The sequence below is a fragment of the Kitasatospora sp. NPDC086791 genome (assembly GCF_040685975.1).
GTDB lineage: Bacteria > Actinomycetota > Actinomycetes > Streptomycetales > Streptomycetaceae > Kitasatospora.
On the sequence record NZ_JBFBOC010000014.1, the window covers coordinates 83,860 to 101,115 of the forward strand.

Sequence of the window (17,256 nt, forward strand, 5' to 3'; positions counted from 1 at the left end):
CGCACCGAAACGCCGAACCACCCACCAACCGGCCCCGACCGACCCCGAAACGCGAATGGAGCCCGGCACCCATAAAGGCACCGAACCCCATCCGACGGTAGAGCGCCAGGCCCGGGTCGCACGGACTCTCCCTACTGAAAGTAGGACGTGCTCTGGTAGCACCACTGACGCCTGACGAGGAATCATCTCCCTCGCGACAAGAAGTACAGTACCAGCTCGATGATCAGTCACCGAACCGGAGGCGAACCCCGCATGACGAGCGCTCCACCCGAGGTCGTTCCGTACACGGACGGGCGGCTGATGGACGTCCACCGGCCGACCGCCCACGCCGAGGCGGCCGGGCCGGCGCCCGTCGTCCTGCTCTGGCACGGACGCGGGCCGAACGAGCGGGACGTGCTGCGGCCGTTGGCGCGGGCGGCCGCCGACCTCGGGCTGCTGGTGCTCGTCCCGGACTGGAGCTCCGAGCAGCCGGACGGCGGCGCCGCCGAGTTGCTCGCCTCGCTGGCTCGGGCCCACCGGATCGCCACCGACCACGGCGGGGACCCGGCCCGCTTCGTGCTGGCCGGCTGGTCGCTCGGCGGCCGGGAGGCGGTCTCGGTGGCCACCCACCCGGACACCCCCGTCGAACTCCGGCCCGCCGCCGCGGTCGGCATCGCCTCGACGTACGCCGACCCGGCCGTCACCACCGGCGCGGCCCCGCTCGACCACCTGGCCGCGGCCCCCTCCCCCGTCCCGCTCTGGCTGGTGCACGGCACGGCGGACGACATCGTGGACGTCGAGCACACCCGCAAGCTGAGTGCCGCCGTACCGACCGCCGCACTGGTCGAACTCCCCACCGACCACGCGGGTGTGGTGATGACCGTCTACAGCCCGGAGGCCCGGCGCTGCCTCCCCGCCACGGCCGCCGACGCCCTGGCGGCCGGCCGCCGCACCGCCGCCGTCCTCGCCGCGGCGGCCGGGGTGGCGTAGCGGGGAAGGTGCGCGGCAACGGTCCCGTCGTCGCGCACCGGCCGTGGGCCGCCGGTCAGTTCGGCGCGGCCGGTGCCCGCAGTCCGCGCCCGTGCCGTTCGAGTGCTTCCAGGTCGCGCTGCAGCGGCGGGCGCGGGACGGTCAGCACCGGGCAGGCCGCGTGCCGGACGCAGTAGGCGGTGACCGACGGGCGCACCAGCCGGGCGAGGCGGCCGCGTTCGCGCCCGGCACCGAGGACGAGCAGGTCGCCGGGGCGGTCGGCGCACCGCACCAGGGTGTGGCCGGCCTCGCCGCGGACGGCCTGGCAGCGCAGCCGGACGCCCGCGTAGCGGCGGGCGAAGGCCTCGTCGAGGGCTTGGCGCAGCCGGGCCACGGCGGCGTCGCGGCCGGCGGTGATCACCGGTGGGCAGGGGGTGCGGCGGTAGCCGAGTTCGTCGCCCGGCGGGACCCAGCAGAGCACCGCGAGCACCTCGGCGTCCGTCCGGCGGGCTTCGGCGACGGCGTGGTGCAGGGCCGCGAGGCTGCCGAGCGAGCCGCTGAGACCGACCACGATCCGGCGCTCGTCCGCACCACCGCGCGCGCTGTCCGCCATGCCCGCCCCTGCCTTCCCCGCCACGGCCCGAACCGTCGGAGCCCGAACTGCCGGAGCCCGAACCCTCGGAGCCCGAACCCTCGGAGCGTCGTGCCGCGCTCCCGTCGCACCCCAGCAAAGCGCCCCGCGACCGTGCGGCCGCCTCCCGTTGACGGGGTCCTGATGCGGCGCCCGACGTTCCGTACGCGTCCCTGATGCCCCGGGCGACGGTACGACGGTGGCCCCGACGGGGAAGTGCGCCGGGGCCACCGTGCTGCCGGGAGGGTCAGCAGGTCTGGTCGACCAGGGAGAACGTGGCGTAGTGGTCGCCGGTGTAGTAGTCCTCCTGGTAGCCCTGGCCGGTCACGATCCGGCGGGCGCCGCGGGTCGGGGAGCCCGGGGTGACGACGGTGTACTCGTGGTAGTACCCGTAGGACTCTCCGGGGAGGACGTGCTCTCTGTTCTGGAAGACCACACCGTCCTGGGAGTAGGGGAACGGCCCGTCCGAGGCGATCAGGTCGAGGGTGTCGGCGGCCTCCGGCGGGAGGGCGGAGAGGCACACCGTGCCGCTCACGGTGGCGTGCGCCTCGGTGGCGACGGCGACCGGTGCGAGGGTCATCAGGGCGACGGCGGTGACGGCGGCGGCGCGGGTCTTCCACGCGCGTAGAGTGCGAGTCATGCCCCCCAGTGTGGCGAGACACCGTCAACTCCGGAAGCCCTCCACCGAAGTATTAACCAGCGAGTAACTCCCCTTTACCTGCGGCGACTTGACCCGTATCCCAGCCCGGACGCCACTCCCCGCCGACACTCCCCGGTGCCGTCCACGAACCGTCCGGACGGTACAAGGGTCGACCGTCATCGAACTGGCGCCGAGGCCCTCCCGCCCCGCTCCGCGGGCTCTCGCCGCGCCCGGCCCCCGCCGCATAGAGTGACGGATCACGACGGACCGGAACGAGCTCTGACGGGGTGGACATGGCGACGAACGAGGACGGCGCACGGACCGCTCCACCGGCGCTCGCACGGCGGGCCGCGCTGACCGCCCATCAGCTGATCGGCCTGCTGGTCGACCCCGACGGTTTCCACAGCTGGGACGAACCGCCGCCCGGCCCACCCGCCGATCCCGGCTACCGCGCCTCGCTCGACCGGGCCCGCGAGCGCACCGGTCTGGACGAGGCCGTCCTCACCGGCCTCGGCCTGATCGACGGGCGGCCGGTCGCGCTGATCGCCTCCGAGTTCGGCTTCCTCGGCGGATCGATCGGCGTCGCGACCGCCGAACGGATCACCCGGGCCGTCGAGCGCGCCACCGCCGAGCGGCTGCCGCTGCTCGCCCTGCCGGTCTCCGGCGGCACGCGGATGCAGGAGGGCTCGGCGGCCTTCCTCTGCATGCTGCGGATCACCGCCGCCGTCCAGGCCCACCGCGCGGCCGGCCTCCCCTACCTCACCTACCTGCGCAACCCCACCATGGGCGGGGTCTTCGCCTCCTGGGGCACGCTCGGGCAGCTGGTCCTCGCCGAGCCGGGCGCCCGGCTCGGCTTCCTCGGCCCGCGGGTGTACGAGGAGCTGCGCGGCGTGGAGCTGCCGCCGGACGTCCAGCGGGCCGAGACCCTGGCCGAGCAAGGGCTGGTGGACGCCGTCGTACCGCCGCAGGAGCTGCGCGAGCTGGTCCGCCGCACGCTCACCGTGCTCAGCACGCCGCCCCCGGCGCCGACGAGCCCCACCTCTCCTACGGGCACCCCTTCCACCGACACCCCTTCTACGGGCGCCCCTTCCATCGACCCCTCCGCGGCCCGCACCGCCGGGCCCGCCGCCCCCGAGCCCACCGACGCCTGGGACTCCGTCCTCCGCACCCGCCGCCCCGACCGCCCGGGCACCCGCGAACTGCTGCGGCACTCCGCCGAGGAGCTGGTGCTGCTCGACGCCCCCGGCGGCCGTGGCGGCGCACTGGTCCGGGCGCTCGCCGTCGTGGGCGGCCGGCCCGTCCTGGTGGTCGGCCAGCAGCGGCGGACGCCGGAGCACGAGCGCCCCTTCACCGCCGCCGACCTGCGGGCCGTCCGGCGCACCGCGCGGCTGGCCGAGCAGCTCGGGCTGCCGCTGGTCACCGTGGTGGACACCGCCGGGGCCGAGCTGTCCGCCGAGGCCGAGCGGGACGGCATCGCGGTGGAGATCGCGTACTGCCTGACCACCCTGCTCGCGCTGCGCACCCCCGTCCTCGCGGTGCTGCTCGGCCAGGGCTCGGGCGGCGGAGCGCTCGCGCTGCTCCCGGCGGACCGGGTGCTCGCCGCGAGCCACGCCTGGCTGGCGCCGCTGCCGCCGGAGGGTGCCTCGGCGATCGTCCACCGCGACGGCGGGCACGCCGCCGAGCTGGCCCGCGCGCAGGGCATCGGGGCGCGGCACCTGGCGGAGGTCGGGCTGGTGGACGAGGTGGTCCCGGAGCTGCCGGACGCCGCCGACGAACCGGAGGCCTTCTGCGCGCGGCTCGGCCGGGCGGTCGGCGCGGCGCTGGGCGCCCTCGGGACGGCTTCCGAAGCGGAGCGGCTCGCGGCCCGGGCGGCGCGGCACCGGCGACTGGGCGACCTCCGCCCGCCATCCGCCCCCGGTGTGGTGCCGGTCTCAGCGGCGGATTGATCGTCTGTACCCAAAGTGCCGTCTCCGGATCCGCCGGTGACGGCCGCGGCGGCCCGCACGGTGAGTGCGCTCACACGAAATCAGCCCCCACGACGGACCGTAGTAGACACCGCCGGCCCCTCCGGCCCTCCCCCGGAACCCGCACGTTCGCCCACGTCACAAGGGGTCGGCGCGCTCCGCGCGACCGACCCTTCGAATCCACGGCAACCGGCCCGCGTACGACCGTCGGTCGTAACGAGGGGGTCTTGGCGAGCGCCGATCCCGTCTGGCAACAATGTCTCCGTCGCCAGCCGCACCGGCACCTGTCCCGCCGGTGAACGGCTTATCGCCGAGTCACGCCCCGTGACCGTAACGGCCCCTGTCCGGCCCGTGGTCATGGGCGGGGCGTGACCCGGCCCAACCCGATTGAGGTCTTGTTCCTTATGCCCGCTTTCAAGCTCCGTATGCGTACTTCGGCCGCGATTCTTGCCGGCGCCGCCGGCCTGACCGCTCTGGGTGCCGGTGTCCTGCCCGCCACCGCGAACGCCGCCACCGCCTCCCCGCAGGCGATCGCCGCCCAGATCGTCCCGGCGAACCAGCTGGCCTCGTTCAGCCAGATCATCTCCCACGAGTCGAGCTGGAACGTGACCGCGACCAACGCGAGCTCCGGCGCGTACGGCCTGGCCCAGGCGCTGCCGGGCTCCAAGATGGCCTCCGCCGGCTCGGACTGGAAGACCAACCCCGCCACCCAGATCAAGTGGGCGCTGGACTACATGAACTCCCGCTACGGCAGCCCGAACGCGGCCTGGGCCTTCTGGCAGAACCACCACTGGTACTAAGCCGGCCCCGTCGGCTCACCGATCCCCTCCCGCCCCCTGACCACTCCCCCTCACCCCGGGGGTCGGACAGGGACCACCGGGGTGCCCGAGAGGGCCCGGACCCGCGCGATCCGCGTGGCCCGGGCCCTCTCGTGGTTGACCGGCACTCCGCTGCGGCCGGGCCCGACCGACCGTCCGTCCGTCCGTCCGTCCGTCACGATCGGCCCGGCCGTCCGGTCGTCACAGCTCGCCCGTCAGCCCCAGCAGCTCGCGCATCCGCGCGTACTTGGCGGCCAGCCGCTCGGCGGTCGCCCGGTCCAGCGAGGCCAGCCGGGCCGGGTCGGAGTTGTGCGCGAGGTCGGCGCGCTTGACCAGCAGCGCGCCGGGCGTGGCCAGGATGCGCGCGGTGTAGTCCTCGACCGGCTCGTCCGGACGCCGGGTGAGCGCGTCCACGATCGCCTTGGTCTCCTCGGGCAGCGCGGCCACCGCCAGCCACTCCCGGCTGAGCCGGTCGTCCTCGACGGTGTCGTGCAGCCAGCCCGCCGCGATCTGCGCCTCGCTGCCACCGCGTGCGGCCGCCCCGCGCGCGACCGCCGCGATGTGCTCGCTGTACGGGTGCCCGTTCTTGTCCACCTGCCCCCGGTGGGCACGGCGGGCGATCGCCTCCACCTCGGCCAGGCTCAGGTACTCGTCGTCCACGGGCTCACCCTCCGGCTCATCCATCGGCTCATCCTAGGCCCGTGATCAACGCTCCGACGGCCACTGGTTTACTGCCCCGGGGGTTCACGGCTTCGAGGGTCCACCGGCCCGGGAGCCCGGAAGTCGACGCCCCCGGCGGGAGACCCCCGCCGCACCCGGCAGACACGTCCGAGCGATCCGAGGAACCATGCCATCCCTGCATCCGTTGTTGTCCGGCTTCGCCCCGATCTGGGCGCTGACCGGAGTCGGCTACGTCGTCGGCCGCTCCGGACTGCTCGGGCCGCACGCCGAGGTGGTGCTCAACCGGTTCGTCTTCCACGTGGCGATGCCGGCCGCGCTCTTCCTGATGATCGCCCGCACCCCGCTGGACCGCTTCGCCAACCCGTCGATGCTCGCCTTCGCCGCCGGCACCGCCGTCGCGACCGGCCTCGGGCTGCTCGCCGGGCGGCTGCTCTTCCGGCGCAAGCCCGGCGAGCTGGCCATCGGCGCGATGGCCTCGGGGTACGTCAACTCCGCCAACCTGGGCATCCCGGTGACCATGCAGGTCCTCGGTGACGCCTCCTTCGTGGCTCCCGTGGTGCTGTTCCAGATCCTGCTGGTCACCCCCGCCGTCCTCGCCGTGCTGGACGGCGGTGCGGCCGGCCGCCGGGCCCTGCTCACCCTGCCGGCGCGCAACCCGATCCTGCTCGCCACCGCGCTCGGCGCCGTCGTCTCGGCGACGGGAGTGCACCTGCCCGCCGAGCTGAATCGTTCCTGCGAACTGCTCGGCGGTGCCGGCGTGCCGACCGCCCTGGTCACCCTCGGCATATCGCTGCACAACCGGCCGCCGGCGGACGGCCGTTCGCGCCGTGCCGAGGTCGGGCTGACCGTCGCGGTCAAGACCCTGGTCCAGCCGCTCGCCGCGCTCGTCGTGGCCGGCCCGCTGCTTCACCTGCCCGCCCACCAACTGCTCACCGTCGTGCTCTTCTCCGCGCTGCCGACCGCGCAGAACGTGTACACCTACGCCCGCGAGTACGGACAGGGCACGGAACTCGCCCGGGACGCGGTGCTCTGGTCGACGCTGGTGTCGATGGCGACGCTGTCGGTGATCAGCTGGGGCCTCGGCCCGGCGTAGCTCCCGTCACCCGTCCCCACCGGGCCCGGCGCAGCCCCCCGCCTACTCCGGCCCGGCCCGCCTGGCGGCGGTGACCACCCCGGTCATCGCCTCCAGGAAGCGCCGGGCCACGTCCAGCTCCGCCGGGTCGAACCCCCGCATCGCCCCGAGCAGGTCGCCGATCAACCCACCGAAGAAGCCCTGCCCCAGTTCCATCGCCCGCTCCTCCACCCGCAGCAGCACCCTGCGGCGGTCCTGCGGGTCGCGCTCGCGGCGGATCAGCCCGAGCCGCTCCAACCGGTCCACCAGGCCGGTCGTCCCCGCCGAGTTCAGGTGCAGCGCCTCGCCGAGTCGGCCCGGGGTGACCACCTCCCCGGCCCGGGCGGCGTCCAGCAGGTGGATCAACGCCCGCAGATCGGTCGGATGCAGACCGTTGCGGGACGCGAACTCGGCCCCGAACAAGTCGAGTTCGACCGTCAGACCGCGCAGCAGGTGGACCAGCCGCATCGGCTCCTCGACCTCGGACACCCCGTCGTCCCTCCTCGGGCACACTCGTGCCATCATTTCTCTCGTTCAGCGAGATAATCGCTGAGCGGGATACTCGTCGGGCAAGATGCTTGCCGGGCGAGTGGTTCCGCACGCCATCACACCACACCCGCGGAGGCCCATGATGTCCGCCCGCACCGCCCCCTCACCCGCCTCTTCCGTCCCGGCCGCCCGTTTCCTCGCCGCCTACGACGCCCTGCTGGCCCGCTGGCCCGTCCCGGTCGAGGCCCTCACCGTGCGCACCGCCCACGGCACCACCCGGATCAACGCCTGCGGCCCCCGCGACGGACGCCCCCTCGTCCTCCTGCACGGCGGCGGTGCCACCTCCGCCCTGTGGTTCGCCAACGCCGCCGCCTGGGCCGGGGCCGGGCACCGCGTCCTCGCCGTCGACCTCATCGGCGACCCCGGGCGCAGCGTCCACGACGGCGCCGCCCTCGACGGCGTGCCCGGACTGCTCGGCTGGCTGGACGCCGTCCTCGACGGACTCGACGTTCCCGGGGCCGACTTCTGCGGCCACTCGTACGGTGGCTGGATCGCCCTGGAGTACGCCCTGCACGCGCCCGACCGGGTCGGCCGGCTCGCGCTGCTCGACCCCACCCAGTGCTTCGCCGGTTTCCGCCCCGGCTACCTGCTGCGCGTGCTCCCCCTCTTCCTCCCGGGCCGCACCCCGGCCCGCGCCCGCGCCTACCTCGACGGGGAGAGCGGCGGCGGCCCCCGTCTCGACCCCGACTGGCGGGAGCTCTACGCCCTCGGCTACGCCGGCTTCCCCGCCTCCCGCGTCGTCACCGGCCCACGGCCCTCACCCGAACGCCTCCGCACCCTCGCCGCTCCCGTCCTCACCCTCCTCGCCGGCCGCAGCCGCGCCCACGATCCGGTCCGCGTCGCCGAAGCCGCGCGGCACGCCCTCCCGTCGGCCGAGGTGGCGATCCTCCCGGACGTCGCCCATCACGCCCTGCCGATGGCGGGTGCGCCCGAGGTCAACCGGCGCGTCCTGGACTTCCTGTCCCAGGGCTGACGGCTGTCCCAGCGCTGACGGCGGGGCCGGCCGTCGCCACCGGCGCCTGGGCAACGGCGAGTCGAAGGAGCCGGTGGGGGGTCAGCGCCGGGCGTGCCAGATCCGGATCCGGACCCGCACCGGGCCGTCGCGGACTCCCCAGAGGGCAGGGCACCCGCCCGGGCATCGCCCCGCCGGATCCACCCTCCGTCTCCTGCTGCGTGATGTCTCCTGCCGCGCGGTCCGATGCCGGAGCACGCCGGGTACGGAACAACTGCCCCTCCCTGCCCGGCAGTACGGCACCGGGCCGGTCCAGGCATCCGGTTCACGGCCCGGTGGGCAGGCCTCGTCGGGCGGTGAACCGGGTGGGCGGACCAAGCCGGGCGGAGGCGGCCGAAACCCTGCGGCCGCCTCCGCCCCGGACCGTGACCGCCGCCGCCTCCACGGCCGACGTCGTGGCGGTCGCCGCGCTCGACGCCATCGCCGCCGTCAGTAGATCAGGTAGCTCGGGCGGTGTCCTTCGTCCTCGATCTCCCCGGTGGCCTGGACCCGCAGCTTGCGGGACAGCTCCTCCAGGGCGCGGGAGGCCGCGACCTCCTCGCCGATCCTGGCGAGCGGACGGTCGTCGGCGCTCTTCACGGCCTCGCCGCGCGCGCTCAGGCCCGGCGCCCTCGCGCCCGTCAACCTGGCGTCACACGCCGTGTGCACGCCGTCCTCGTCGAATGTCAGCTCCACGTCCCACTGGTTGTGCATTGCCACACCTCCTGGCGCCGGCCCCCGTCCGTGGCTGTCCTGACCGGCACGGACGGTGAACCGTGGCGGCCGCTCACACCAGCGTGCGCCTGCCCCGCCGATAGCGGCAAGCGCTGCCGACGGCACCGGGCGCGCGACGCGGGTCCGCACCGCCACGCCGCAGTGCCGCCACACCGCCACGCCCCAGCTCCGCAGCGCCGGCCGGTGGTCCGCACCGCAGTGCGGCGCACCGCGTCCGATCGGCCCGGCCGCCGCCCCGGCGGTACGCTGACGGGAGCGGGCCGCGACGGCCGACCCTCCCCGGACCCGTCGGCGCGGCGCGGGCAGCGACAACCTGGTGGTCCCTCCGTGGCGGTCTTCCTCCTCGCCCTCGGCGCGGCCTGCTGTCTGGGGCTCGGTTTCGTCCTCCAGCAGCACGCGGCGCAGCAGGCTCCCCGTTCCGATCTCCTGCGCTGGCGGCTGCTGCTGGACCTGATGCGGATGCCCCAGTGGCTGCTCGGCACCGGGTTCATGGTCAGCGGCCTGATCCTCTCCGCGCTCGCGCTCAACCAGGGCGAGGTGTCCCTGGTCGAGCCGCTGCTGGCCACCAATCTGCTGTTCGCCATGGCCCTCGCCCGGGTGCTGACCCGTCAGACCCTGGGCCGCTCCGGCTGGGCGGGGGTGCTGCTGCTCGGCCTGGGGGTGACGGCCTTCATCGTGGCCGGGAAGCCGACGGGCGGTGGGGCGCCCGCCGGAGAGCTGCGACATTGGCTGGTGGTCGGCACGGTGGTGGGGCTGGTCGTGCTGCTGGTCTCGATGGCCCGGCGGCTGCCGTTGTTCGAGGAGGCGACCCTGCTGGCGCTCGCCGCCGGACTGCTCTACGGACTCCAGGACGCGCTCACCCGGACCACCACCCAGCGCCTCGACCACGAGGGGCTGGGTGCGGTGCTGCGCAGCTGGCAGCCGTACGCGGTGATCGTGGCGGGCGTGGTCGGGCTGCTGCTGGTGCAGAGCGCCTTCGAGGCCGCGCCGCTGCGGATGTCGCTGCCGGCGCTGACCGCCGCCCAGCCGCTGGCCGGGATCGCCTGCGCGGTCGGCTTCCTTGGCGACCGCCTTCGGGTCACCCCGAGTGCGCTGGCCTGGCAGTCGGCCGGGATGCTGGCCATCGTGGTCGGGGTGATCGTGATCGGCCGCCACCCGGCGATGCCCGGCACCGTGCGCGAAACCCTGGAGAGCATCGGGGTCGCGCCGGAGGACGAATCCGAAGGCGGCGCCGAGAGGCGGTCCGGGAGCGAACCCGAGGGCAGTCCCGGGGACGGACCCGGCGGCAGTCCCGGAGAGGGATCGGACGGTGTCCCCGGGAAGTCCGGCTAGAGGTCCCGATGTGCTGGAGCGCGCAGGCGGACGCCGTGGTCGGCGGGGTGGTCGCGGCCGCCGGGGTGGCGTGCCTGGTCCGCGCCCACCGGGCGGGCCGGCCCCAGCGGTTACCGCTCGCCGCGCTCCCCGTGGTGCTGGGTCTGCACCAGCTGATCGAGGCGCTGGTCTGGCTCGGTACAGACGGTGAGCTGCCCGCCGCCCTCGCCGGGGCGGCCCGCACCGCCTGGGCGGTGATCGCCCTCCCGCTACTGCCCGTGCTGGTCCCGGCGGCCGTGTGGTGCGCGACCACCGGCCCCCGACGGCGCGTGCTCGGCGGGCTCGCCCTGCTCGGCGCGGCCGTCGCGGCCCCGCTCGCCGCAGCCGTCGCCTCCCGTCCGGTGACGGCCACCGCGCACGGCCACACCCTCGGCTACGCCATCGGCATCCCGCACCCGGCCCTCCTCCTGACCGGCTACCTCCTCGCCACCGTCGGCTCACTCCTCGCGAGCGGCGACCCGTCGCTCCGCCGCCTCGGCCTCGCCACCGGCGCGGGCGCCTTCGCCTGCGCCCTGCTCCGGCGCCTCGCCTTCGTCTCCACCTGGTGCGCGCTCGCCGCCCTGTCCGCCCTCCTGCTGCGCCGGTGGGCGGGCCGCCCACCCGTCGCCGAGCCCGCCGGACCGACCACCCGCCGGACCGATGAACGCTCCCTGGACGATTGATGCGGAGGGTCGGTGGTCGTGGGCGGTCTTGGTGGTCGTAGGCGGTCAGGGAGCGCATGACGGGGCGATGCCGTCAGCAGATCATCGGTCCTCCCATCGAGTGCGGTGGCGTGGAAGTCCGGACCCGGCGCCACAACCGGTCTCCGGCCCCTCTCGCTTCCTGTCCTGCGTGCCGCGAACCCTGGCGTCCATCAGTCAGGAGTGCGCCGGTACCGATGCCGGTGTCGGTGCCTCCTCGGCTCCCGCTGCCTGCGGCACGGCCGGTGTGTCGGCGGGGCTGCCCGCGTGGCCCCGGTGGCGGTCCATCTCGCGCCACTCGGACCGGAGGCCCGCCAGGGTCGTGGTGGCGAAGTAGAGGGCGCCGGCCGCGAGCAGGCTGGGTATCAGGCCGACCAGGGCGACCGACGCACCCGCGACCAGGCCGCCGAGCGGGATCCCGGCCCAGGCGAGGGAGTCGCCGAGGGCGTGCACGCGGCCGAGCAGATGGCGGGGCACCCGCTCGAGGAGCACCGCGCCGAGGATCGGGTTGAGGAAACCGGAGCCGAACCCGCCGATCGCGAAGACCGTGAGCACCACCCACATCGGCGCTCCGAGCGCGAGGACCAGGAAGCGGGGCGCGCCGCACAGCAGGAAGCCGACGAAGAAGACCGTCCGGCGGGGCAGGCGCGAGGCGACGGCGGCCGCGATCAGGCTGCCGACGACGGCCGTGGCACCCATGACACCGGCGGCCAGGCCGATGGCGGCCGGACCGTTGCCGGACTCCCGTGCCCAGACCGGGACGAGGACGGTGATGAACCCGGCGTCGATCAGATTGGTGATGCCGACCATCACCGTCACGGCGAGCAGCAGCGGGTCGGACCGGAGGAAGACGAAGCCCTCCCGGAACATCCGCCAGTAGCCGCCGTCCTGCTCGTGCGCTGCCGCCGACCCGGGATTCGCGGCGGTCGCGCCTGGCGCCGCCGGACGCCCCATGCCGCGCGGCAGCGCGAGGGCGATGACCAGCGACCCGAGCGCGAAGGTGACCGCGTTGACCGCCAGCCCGGCCAGCGGCCCGATCAGCGCGACCAGCCCGCCGCCGACCGCCGGACCGATCGTGGAGGCCAGCCGCTCGGTGACGCCCGACAGCCCGGTGGCCCGCTCCATCGGGACCCGGGCGCGGTCGGCCGCCTCCGGGACCATGACCGACTTGGCGAGGTCTCCCGGGCCGCGCATCGCGCCGATCACCGCGACCATCGCCAGCAGCGCCCAGAACGGGAGCAGCCCCTGCGCGTGCAGCAGCGGCACCAGTCCGGCCGCGGCCGCGCTCACCGCGTCCGTCGTCCAGGACACCACCCGCGGCCCGAGCCGGTCGACCACCGGCCCGGTCAGCGCCTTGACCAGCACGTACGGCGCCATCTCGGCGAAGGCGACCAGACCCGTCATGGTGGCGCTGCCGGTGGTGGCCAGGACGAACCAGGGCAGGGCGATGGCCGAGACGCGTGTCCCGGTCACGGAGACGACCGTGGCGGTCAGCACCCCGGCCAGCGGCCGGTAGCTGCGCGCGGGCGGATCGGCGGCGGCGGTGGTCATGTGGTTTCCCCCTCGGTCGTGGTGGCGCGGGCGTCCGGCAGGACGTGGACGATCACGGAGACGTGCTCGGAGCCCTCTGGGACCGGCCCCTCGGTGTCGACCCGGCGGTAGCGCCCGATCACCTCGGACAGCTCACCGGTCAGCTGTTCCGCCTCGGCGGGGGTGAGCTGCAGGATCAAGTCGCTGAGGTCCGTCACCCGGCGCCACTCGCGCGGCATGGTCTCGAAGGCGTCCAGCGTGCGCTGGCCGGTCAGGGTGTGTGCGGCCAGGACGGACCGCAGGAAGCCGACGGCCGTGTCGGGCTCCTCGTCCGCCAGGTCGTCTCCCGTCCAGACGGTCAGCCGGTGGGCCGAACGCCACCAGCGCTCACGGGCGTTGCCGCGCTCCCGGTCCTCCTCGACGAAGCCCGCGGCGGCGAGCTGGCGCAGGTGGTAGCTGGTCGCCCCGGAGTTGAGCCCCAGCTGCGCGGCGAGCCTCGTCGCCGTCGACGGGCCGTGCTTGCGCAGCAGCCCGACCAGCTGCATCCGCACGGGGTGCGCCATCGCCCGCATGCCCTTGGCGGTGATGGCGGTGTGCGGGTCGTCGCTGTGCTTCCAGCCCTGGTCTTCGGTCATGGCAGGAGCCTAGAACCGCAAAGGGTCCTTTGCAAAGGGTTTTCTGCGAAGAGTTCTTTGCGGTTCCCGGAGGGCTCCCTCCCGGGGTGGACCAGCGCCCCGCCGGCCCGCCCCTGGAGCCGCCCCGCCGGTCGGGGGGTGCACGACCGGCCGCTCGGCGGGGGCCCGGGCCCGGTTCGCGCCCCGGAGCGGGATTGTCACCCGGGCGGGTGAGGCGCAGGCTGGCAGGAGGGCCCGGAACGCGGCCCGCCCCGGTCGGCCGCGGAACCGATGACGGCCGCCGGTGAGGCACGAGGGGCAGGGCGATGACACGCGGGAGGCTCTGGGGCTACGTCGCGTCGGGGGCCCGGGCGCTCGCGGCCTTCGGCGGCCCGGGCCGCACCGGCCGCGGTGGCCGCACCGGCAGCGGCGGAACCGGACGCGGGAGCGGCACCGGACGCGCGGGCGGCCCGCTCGCCGTGGAGGCCGAGGAGGGCTCCGGGCCCTTCCAGTCCGGCACCATGGCCGCGCCCAGGGCACTCACCCGCGCGGAACTGGAACGGCTGCGGTGGACCGGCCGGCAGGCCGGCTGCGAACCGATGGCCCGGCACGTCCAGGTGGCCGACGTGGTCCGCCGGGTGGTGCGCGGCGGCGGCCGCTCGGCGGCCGTCACGGTCCGGGTGGCGCCGGGGCTGCCGGTGGTGGCCGGGGACGCCCGACGGCTGGAGGCGGCACTCGCCGGGCTGGTCGACCACGCGATCCGGCGCAGCCCGGTGGGCGGCCGGGTGCTGGTCCGCGCCGAGGTGGCACGCGGCGGCCGACCGGGCCCGGCGGTGCCGGCCCGGGGCCGGGAGGGCGCGCGGGGGCACGGCCGGGATCGCACCGGGGGACGCGATCGGGACGGCTCGCGGGGACACCGCCGGGTGGAGATCCGGATCTCGGACCGGGGCGCCCACGAGCTGCCCGAGGCCCGCGAGTGGCTGCTCGCGGGCGTGCGCCCGGACGGCCCGGTGGGACCGGCCCTGCACAGCCTGGTGCTGGCGGCGGGCGGCCGGCTCGCGGTCGAGTCCACCCCCGGCGGCGGGCTGACCGTGGTCCTGCTGCTGACCGTCGCCCACGACTGACGGCACGCCCCGGCCGCCGTCGGACCACGCCCCGGGCACCTCGAACGCCCGCGACACCCCCCGAAGCGCCCCCGGCACCGACGCCGGCACCAACGCCGGCACCGCCCCCGCACACCCGGCGAACCCGCCCCGCCGCACCTAGACTTGGCCCATGCCCCGGCTCAACGACCAGGTCAGGGACCTCCTCCAGGAGTACGCCGACCTGATCAACATCACCGGCGGGGACGCCTTCCGGGCCCGTGCCTACGAGAAGGCCGCCCGCGCGGTCGGCGGCCACCCCGAGGACGTCGCCGGCCTGGACGTCAAGGGCCTGCAGCAGATCCCCGGCGTCGGCCGGTCCACCGCCGAGAAGATCGCCGAATACCTCTCCTCCGGACGGATCGCCGCCCTGGAGTCCCTGCGCGCCGAGATCCCGGCCGGCGTACGGGAGATGATGGCCGTCCCCAGCGTCGGCCCGAAGCGCGCCCTGGCCCTCTTCCGCGACCTCGGCATCGCCTCGGTGGACGAGCTCGCCGAGGCGGTCCGCGCCGACAGGCTGTCCGGCGTGGCCGGCTTCGGCGAGCGCAGCGGCGAGAAGATCCTGCACGGCATCGAGCTGATGCGGCAGTCCGGCGGCCGGATCCTGCTGGACACCGCCACCGAGCTGGCCGAGCAGCTGGTCGCCGCGCTCTCCGCCGTACCCGGCTGCACCCGCTGCGCGTACGCGGGCTCGCTGCGCCGGATGCGCGAGACGGTGGGCGACATCGACGTGCTGGCGACCGCCGAGGACTCCGCCCCGCTGATGGCCGCGCTCACCGGACTCCCCTACGTGGCCGAGGTGATCGGGAGCGGGACGACCAAGACCTCGGTGCGCACCACCCGGGGTGTCCAGGTGGACCTGCGGGTCGTCCCGGAGGAGGACTGGGGCGCGGCGCTGGTCTACTTCACCGGTTCCAAGGCGCACAACATCAAGCTGCGCACGATGGCCGTGCGGGCCGGACTGAAGCTCTCCGAGTACGGGCTGTTCGAGGTGGAGGGCGGCGCCAAGGTGGTCTCGGGGACGGAGGACGAGGTGTACGCGGCGCTCGGTCTGCCGTGGATCGCGCCGCCGCTGCGCGAGGACCGGGGCGAGATCGAGGCCGCCCTGAACGGTGAACTCCCTGACCTGGTACAGGAGTCCGACCTGCGCGGCGACCTGCACACGCACACCGACCTGACCGACGGGCTGGCCACGCTGGAGGAGATGGTCGACACCGCCGCCGCCCGCGGCTACTCCTACTTCGCCGTCACCGACCACGCGCCGAACCTGGTCATGCAGCGGATGACCGACGAGAAGATCCTCGCCCAGCGCGAGCGGCTCCGCCGACTGGCCGACCGGCACCGGACGTTGCGGCTGCTCCACGGCACCGAGCTGAACATCGACCCGGCCGGCGACGTGGACTGGCCACCCGAATTCCTGGCCGGCTTCGACGTCTGCGTCGCCTCGGTGCACTCGCACTTCGCCCTCGACCGCGCCACCCAGACCCGCCGGCTGATCCGCGCCTGCGAGAACCCGTACGTGCACGTCATCGGCCACCTCACCACCCGGCGGATCGGCAGCCGCGGCCCGATCGACGTCGACCTGGACGCGGTGTTCGGGGCCGCCGCGCGCACCGGCACCGCGATCGAGATCAACAGCTCCCCGCAGCGGCTCGACCTGCGCGACGAGGACGTCCTGCGGGCGAAGCGCCACGGTGTCCGGTTCAGCGTCGACAGCGACGCCCACGCCACCCCGCACCTCGCCTACCCGCGCTTCGGCATCGGCACGGCGCAGCGCGGCTGGCTCACCGCCGGGGACGTGGTCAACACCTGGACCTGGCAGAAGCTGAAGCACTTCCTGCGCAAGGACGCCCTGCGCTGAGCACGCCGGGCGAGGGCGTCCCGCGCCCGCACCCGACGCATACCCGCTCCCCGTACCGCTCCCCCGTACCGAACCGCCGTCCCTCCCCGGACCGTTCCCCTCCCCGGACCGCTACCCCTCGCCGCAGGACGCCCCCGGCGAGGCCAGCACCCGGGCCGCGTTGCGGTGCCCGAGCCCGGCCGCCGACCCGAGGTCCCCGCTCTCCAGGAACCCGGCCAGGAACCCCGCCGCGAAGGCGTCCCCGGCCCCGGTGAGGTCGCGCACCTCCGCCACCGGCGGCACCGGCACCGTGAACGGCCCCTCGCCGGGCACGTCGACGGTGGTCGGCTCGGCGCCCGCCTTGGTGACCACCGTGGTGGCCGCCAGCCGGGCGCGCTCCGGCCCGGGCAGGCCGTCGACCAGCAGCCCGAGGTAGCCGGACTCGGAGCGGTTGGCGAACACGAAGGTGGGCGCCAACTCGGCCAGCAGGGCGAGGAAGCGCTCCCGTCCGAACTGCTCCAGCATGCCGGTCGAGGAGGCGTCCACCGAGGTGGTGCCGCCCGCCTGCCGGACCCGGGCGAGCGCGTCCACCGCCGTGGCGCCGACCGGCTCGCCGTCGAAGGAGTAGGCCGGCACGTGCAGGTGGGTCAGGCCGGCCAGCCACTCGTCCGGGACGCGCTCCAGCAGCGTGGCGGCGCCCCGGTCGGGCAGCATGGTCCGCTCGCCGTCCCGGTCGATCAGCACCACCACGCTGCCGGTCCGCCCGCGCCGGGAAACCCGTATGTCGACGCCGTGGCCGCCGAGTTCGGCGACCAGGCCGTCCCCGACCGCGTCCTCGCCGACGCAGCCGAGGAAGCGCACCGGGTGCTGCCCGGCGGCGAACCGGGCGACGTTGGCCGCGCTGCCACCGCGCTGCCGGAAGACCCGGGCGGCGGAGTCGGTGCCGTGCCGCAGCGGGCCGTCGACCCAGACCACGACGTCCTCGACGAGGTCGCCGAGCACCCCCAGCAC

General features: G+C 75.2%; 17 protein-coding genes. 9 read left to right on the forward strand and 8 right to left on the reverse strand.

The genetic code is table 11. The features are described from left to right. Positions 1–252: 252 nt before the first annotated feature. Positions 253–969, forward strand: a complete 717-nt coding sequence (locus tag AB0Q99_RS20340; RefSeq protein WP_363573698.1) for an alpha/beta hydrolase — start codon at positions 253–255, stop codon at positions 967–969. A gap of 55 nt (positions 970–1,024) precedes the next feature. On the opposite strand, the gene AB0Q99_RS20345 is transcribed toward AB0Q99_RS20340, so the two are convergent. Beyond that, complete coding sequence (locus tag AB0Q99_RS20345) at positions 1,025–1,561, reverse strand: universal stress protein (RefSeq protein ID WP_363573700.1); 537 nt, start codon at positions 1,559–1,561, stop codon at positions 1,025–1,027. 265 nt (positions 1,562–1,826) lie between these two features. Continuing rightward, on the reverse strand, positions 1,827–2,159 hold the full coding sequence (locus AB0Q99_RS20350) for a ribonuclease (protein ID WP_363573810.1): 333 nt from the start codon (positions 2,157–2,159) through the stop codon (positions 1,827–1,829). A gap of 353 nt (positions 2,160–2,512) precedes the next feature. On the opposite strand from AB0Q99_RS20350, the gene AB0Q99_RS20355 reads away from it, so the two are divergent. Continuing rightward, positions 2,513–4,165: a carboxyl transferase domain-containing protein gene (locus AB0Q99_RS20355; protein ID WP_363573702.1), complete on the forward strand. Its 1,653-nt coding sequence runs from the start codon at positions 2,513–2,515 to the stop codon at positions 4,163–4,165. Between the two features lie 443 nt (positions 4,166–4,608). Continuing rightward, on the forward strand, positions 4,609–4,983 hold the full coding sequence (locus tag AB0Q99_RS20360; protein WP_363573704.1) for a transglycosylase SLT domain-containing protein: 375 nt from the start codon (positions 4,609–4,611) through the stop codon (positions 4,981–4,983). Between the two features lie 219 nt (positions 4,984–5,202). Here AB0Q99_RS20360 and AB0Q99_RS20365 read toward each other — a convergent pair whose 3' ends face one another. Further along, positions 5,203–5,685, reverse strand: a complete 483-nt coding sequence (locus tag AB0Q99_RS20365; protein ID WP_363573706.1) for an HD domain-containing protein — start codon at positions 5,683–5,685, stop codon at positions 5,203–5,205. 163 nt (positions 5,686–5,848) lie between these two features. On the opposite strand from AB0Q99_RS20365, the gene AB0Q99_RS20370 reads away from it, so the two are divergent. Continuing rightward, a complete protein-coding gene (locus tag AB0Q99_RS20370) occupies positions 5,849–6,775 on the forward strand; it encodes an AEC family transporter (protein ID WP_363573708.1) in 927 nt (308 codons plus the stop codon). 42 nt (positions 6,776–6,817) lie between these two features. Here AB0Q99_RS20370 and AB0Q99_RS20375 read toward each other — a convergent pair whose 3' ends face one another. Further along, entirely contained in the window at positions 6,818–7,261 is a 444-nt protein-coding gene (locus AB0Q99_RS20375; protein ID WP_363573812.1) for a MarR family transcriptional regulator, read from the reverse strand. 163 nt (positions 7,262–7,424) lie between these two features. Here AB0Q99_RS20375 and AB0Q99_RS20380 point away from each other — a divergent pair, with 163 nt between their 5' ends. Further along, positions 7,425–8,315: an alpha/beta hydrolase gene (locus AB0Q99_RS20380; protein ID WP_363573710.1), complete on the forward strand. Its 891-nt coding sequence runs from the start codon at positions 7,425–7,427 to the stop codon at positions 8,313–8,315. Between the two features lie 468 nt (positions 8,316–8,783). Here AB0Q99_RS20380 and AB0Q99_RS20385 read toward each other — a convergent pair whose 3' ends face one another. Beyond that, positions 8,784–9,047 carry a dsRBD fold-containing protein gene (locus tag AB0Q99_RS20385; protein WP_363573712.1) on the reverse strand — a complete coding sequence of 88 codons (264 nt, stop codon included), beginning with the start codon at positions 9,045–9,047 and terminating at the stop codon, positions 8,784–8,786. 348 nt (positions 9,048–9,395) lie between these two features. On the opposite strand from AB0Q99_RS20385, the gene AB0Q99_RS20390 reads away from it, so the two are divergent. Next, positions 9,396–10,400: a DMT family transporter gene (locus AB0Q99_RS20390; RefSeq protein ID WP_363573714.1), complete on the forward strand. Its 1,005-nt coding sequence runs from the start codon at positions 9,396–9,398 to the stop codon at positions 10,398–10,400. Positions 10,401–10,408: 8 nt separating this feature from the next. Next, a complete protein-coding gene (locus AB0Q99_RS20395; protein WP_363573716.1) occupies positions 10,409–11,101 on the forward strand; it encodes a DUF6629 family protein in 693 nt (230 codons plus the stop codon). A 195-nt stretch (positions 11,102–11,296) separates the two neighbouring features. On the opposite strand, the gene AB0Q99_RS20400 is transcribed toward AB0Q99_RS20395, so the two are convergent. Continuing rightward, complete coding sequence (locus tag AB0Q99_RS20400) at positions 11,297–12,670, reverse strand: MFS transporter (protein WP_363573718.1); 1,374 nt, start codon at positions 12,668–12,670, stop codon at positions 11,297–11,299. Continuing rightward, a complete protein-coding gene (locus tag AB0Q99_RS20405) occupies positions 12,667–13,284 on the reverse strand; it encodes a helix-turn-helix domain-containing protein (RefSeq protein ID WP_363573720.1) in 618 nt (205 codons plus the stop codon). Before AB0Q99_RS20405 ends, AB0Q99_RS20400 begins: the two co-directional genes overlap by 4 nt. A 305-nt stretch (positions 13,285–13,589) precedes the next feature. Here AB0Q99_RS20405 and AB0Q99_RS20410 point away from each other — a divergent pair, with 305 nt between their 5' ends. Beyond that, on the forward strand, positions 13,590–14,387 hold the full coding sequence (locus AB0Q99_RS20410; protein WP_363573721.1) for a hypothetical protein: 798 nt from the start codon (positions 13,590–13,592) through the stop codon (positions 14,385–14,387). Positions 14,388–14,538: 151 nt separating this feature from the next. Continuing rightward, a complete protein-coding gene (gene polX, locus AB0Q99_RS20415) occupies positions 14,539–16,266 on the forward strand; it encodes a DNA polymerase/3'-5' exonuclease PolX (protein WP_363573723.1) in 1,728 nt (575 codons plus the stop codon). 111 nt (positions 16,267–16,377) lie between these two features. Here polX and AB0Q99_RS20420 read toward each other — a convergent pair whose 3' ends face one another. Beyond that, entirely contained in the window at positions 16,378–17,256 is an 879-nt protein-coding gene (locus AB0Q99_RS20420) for a PfkB family carbohydrate kinase (protein WP_363573725.1), read from the reverse strand.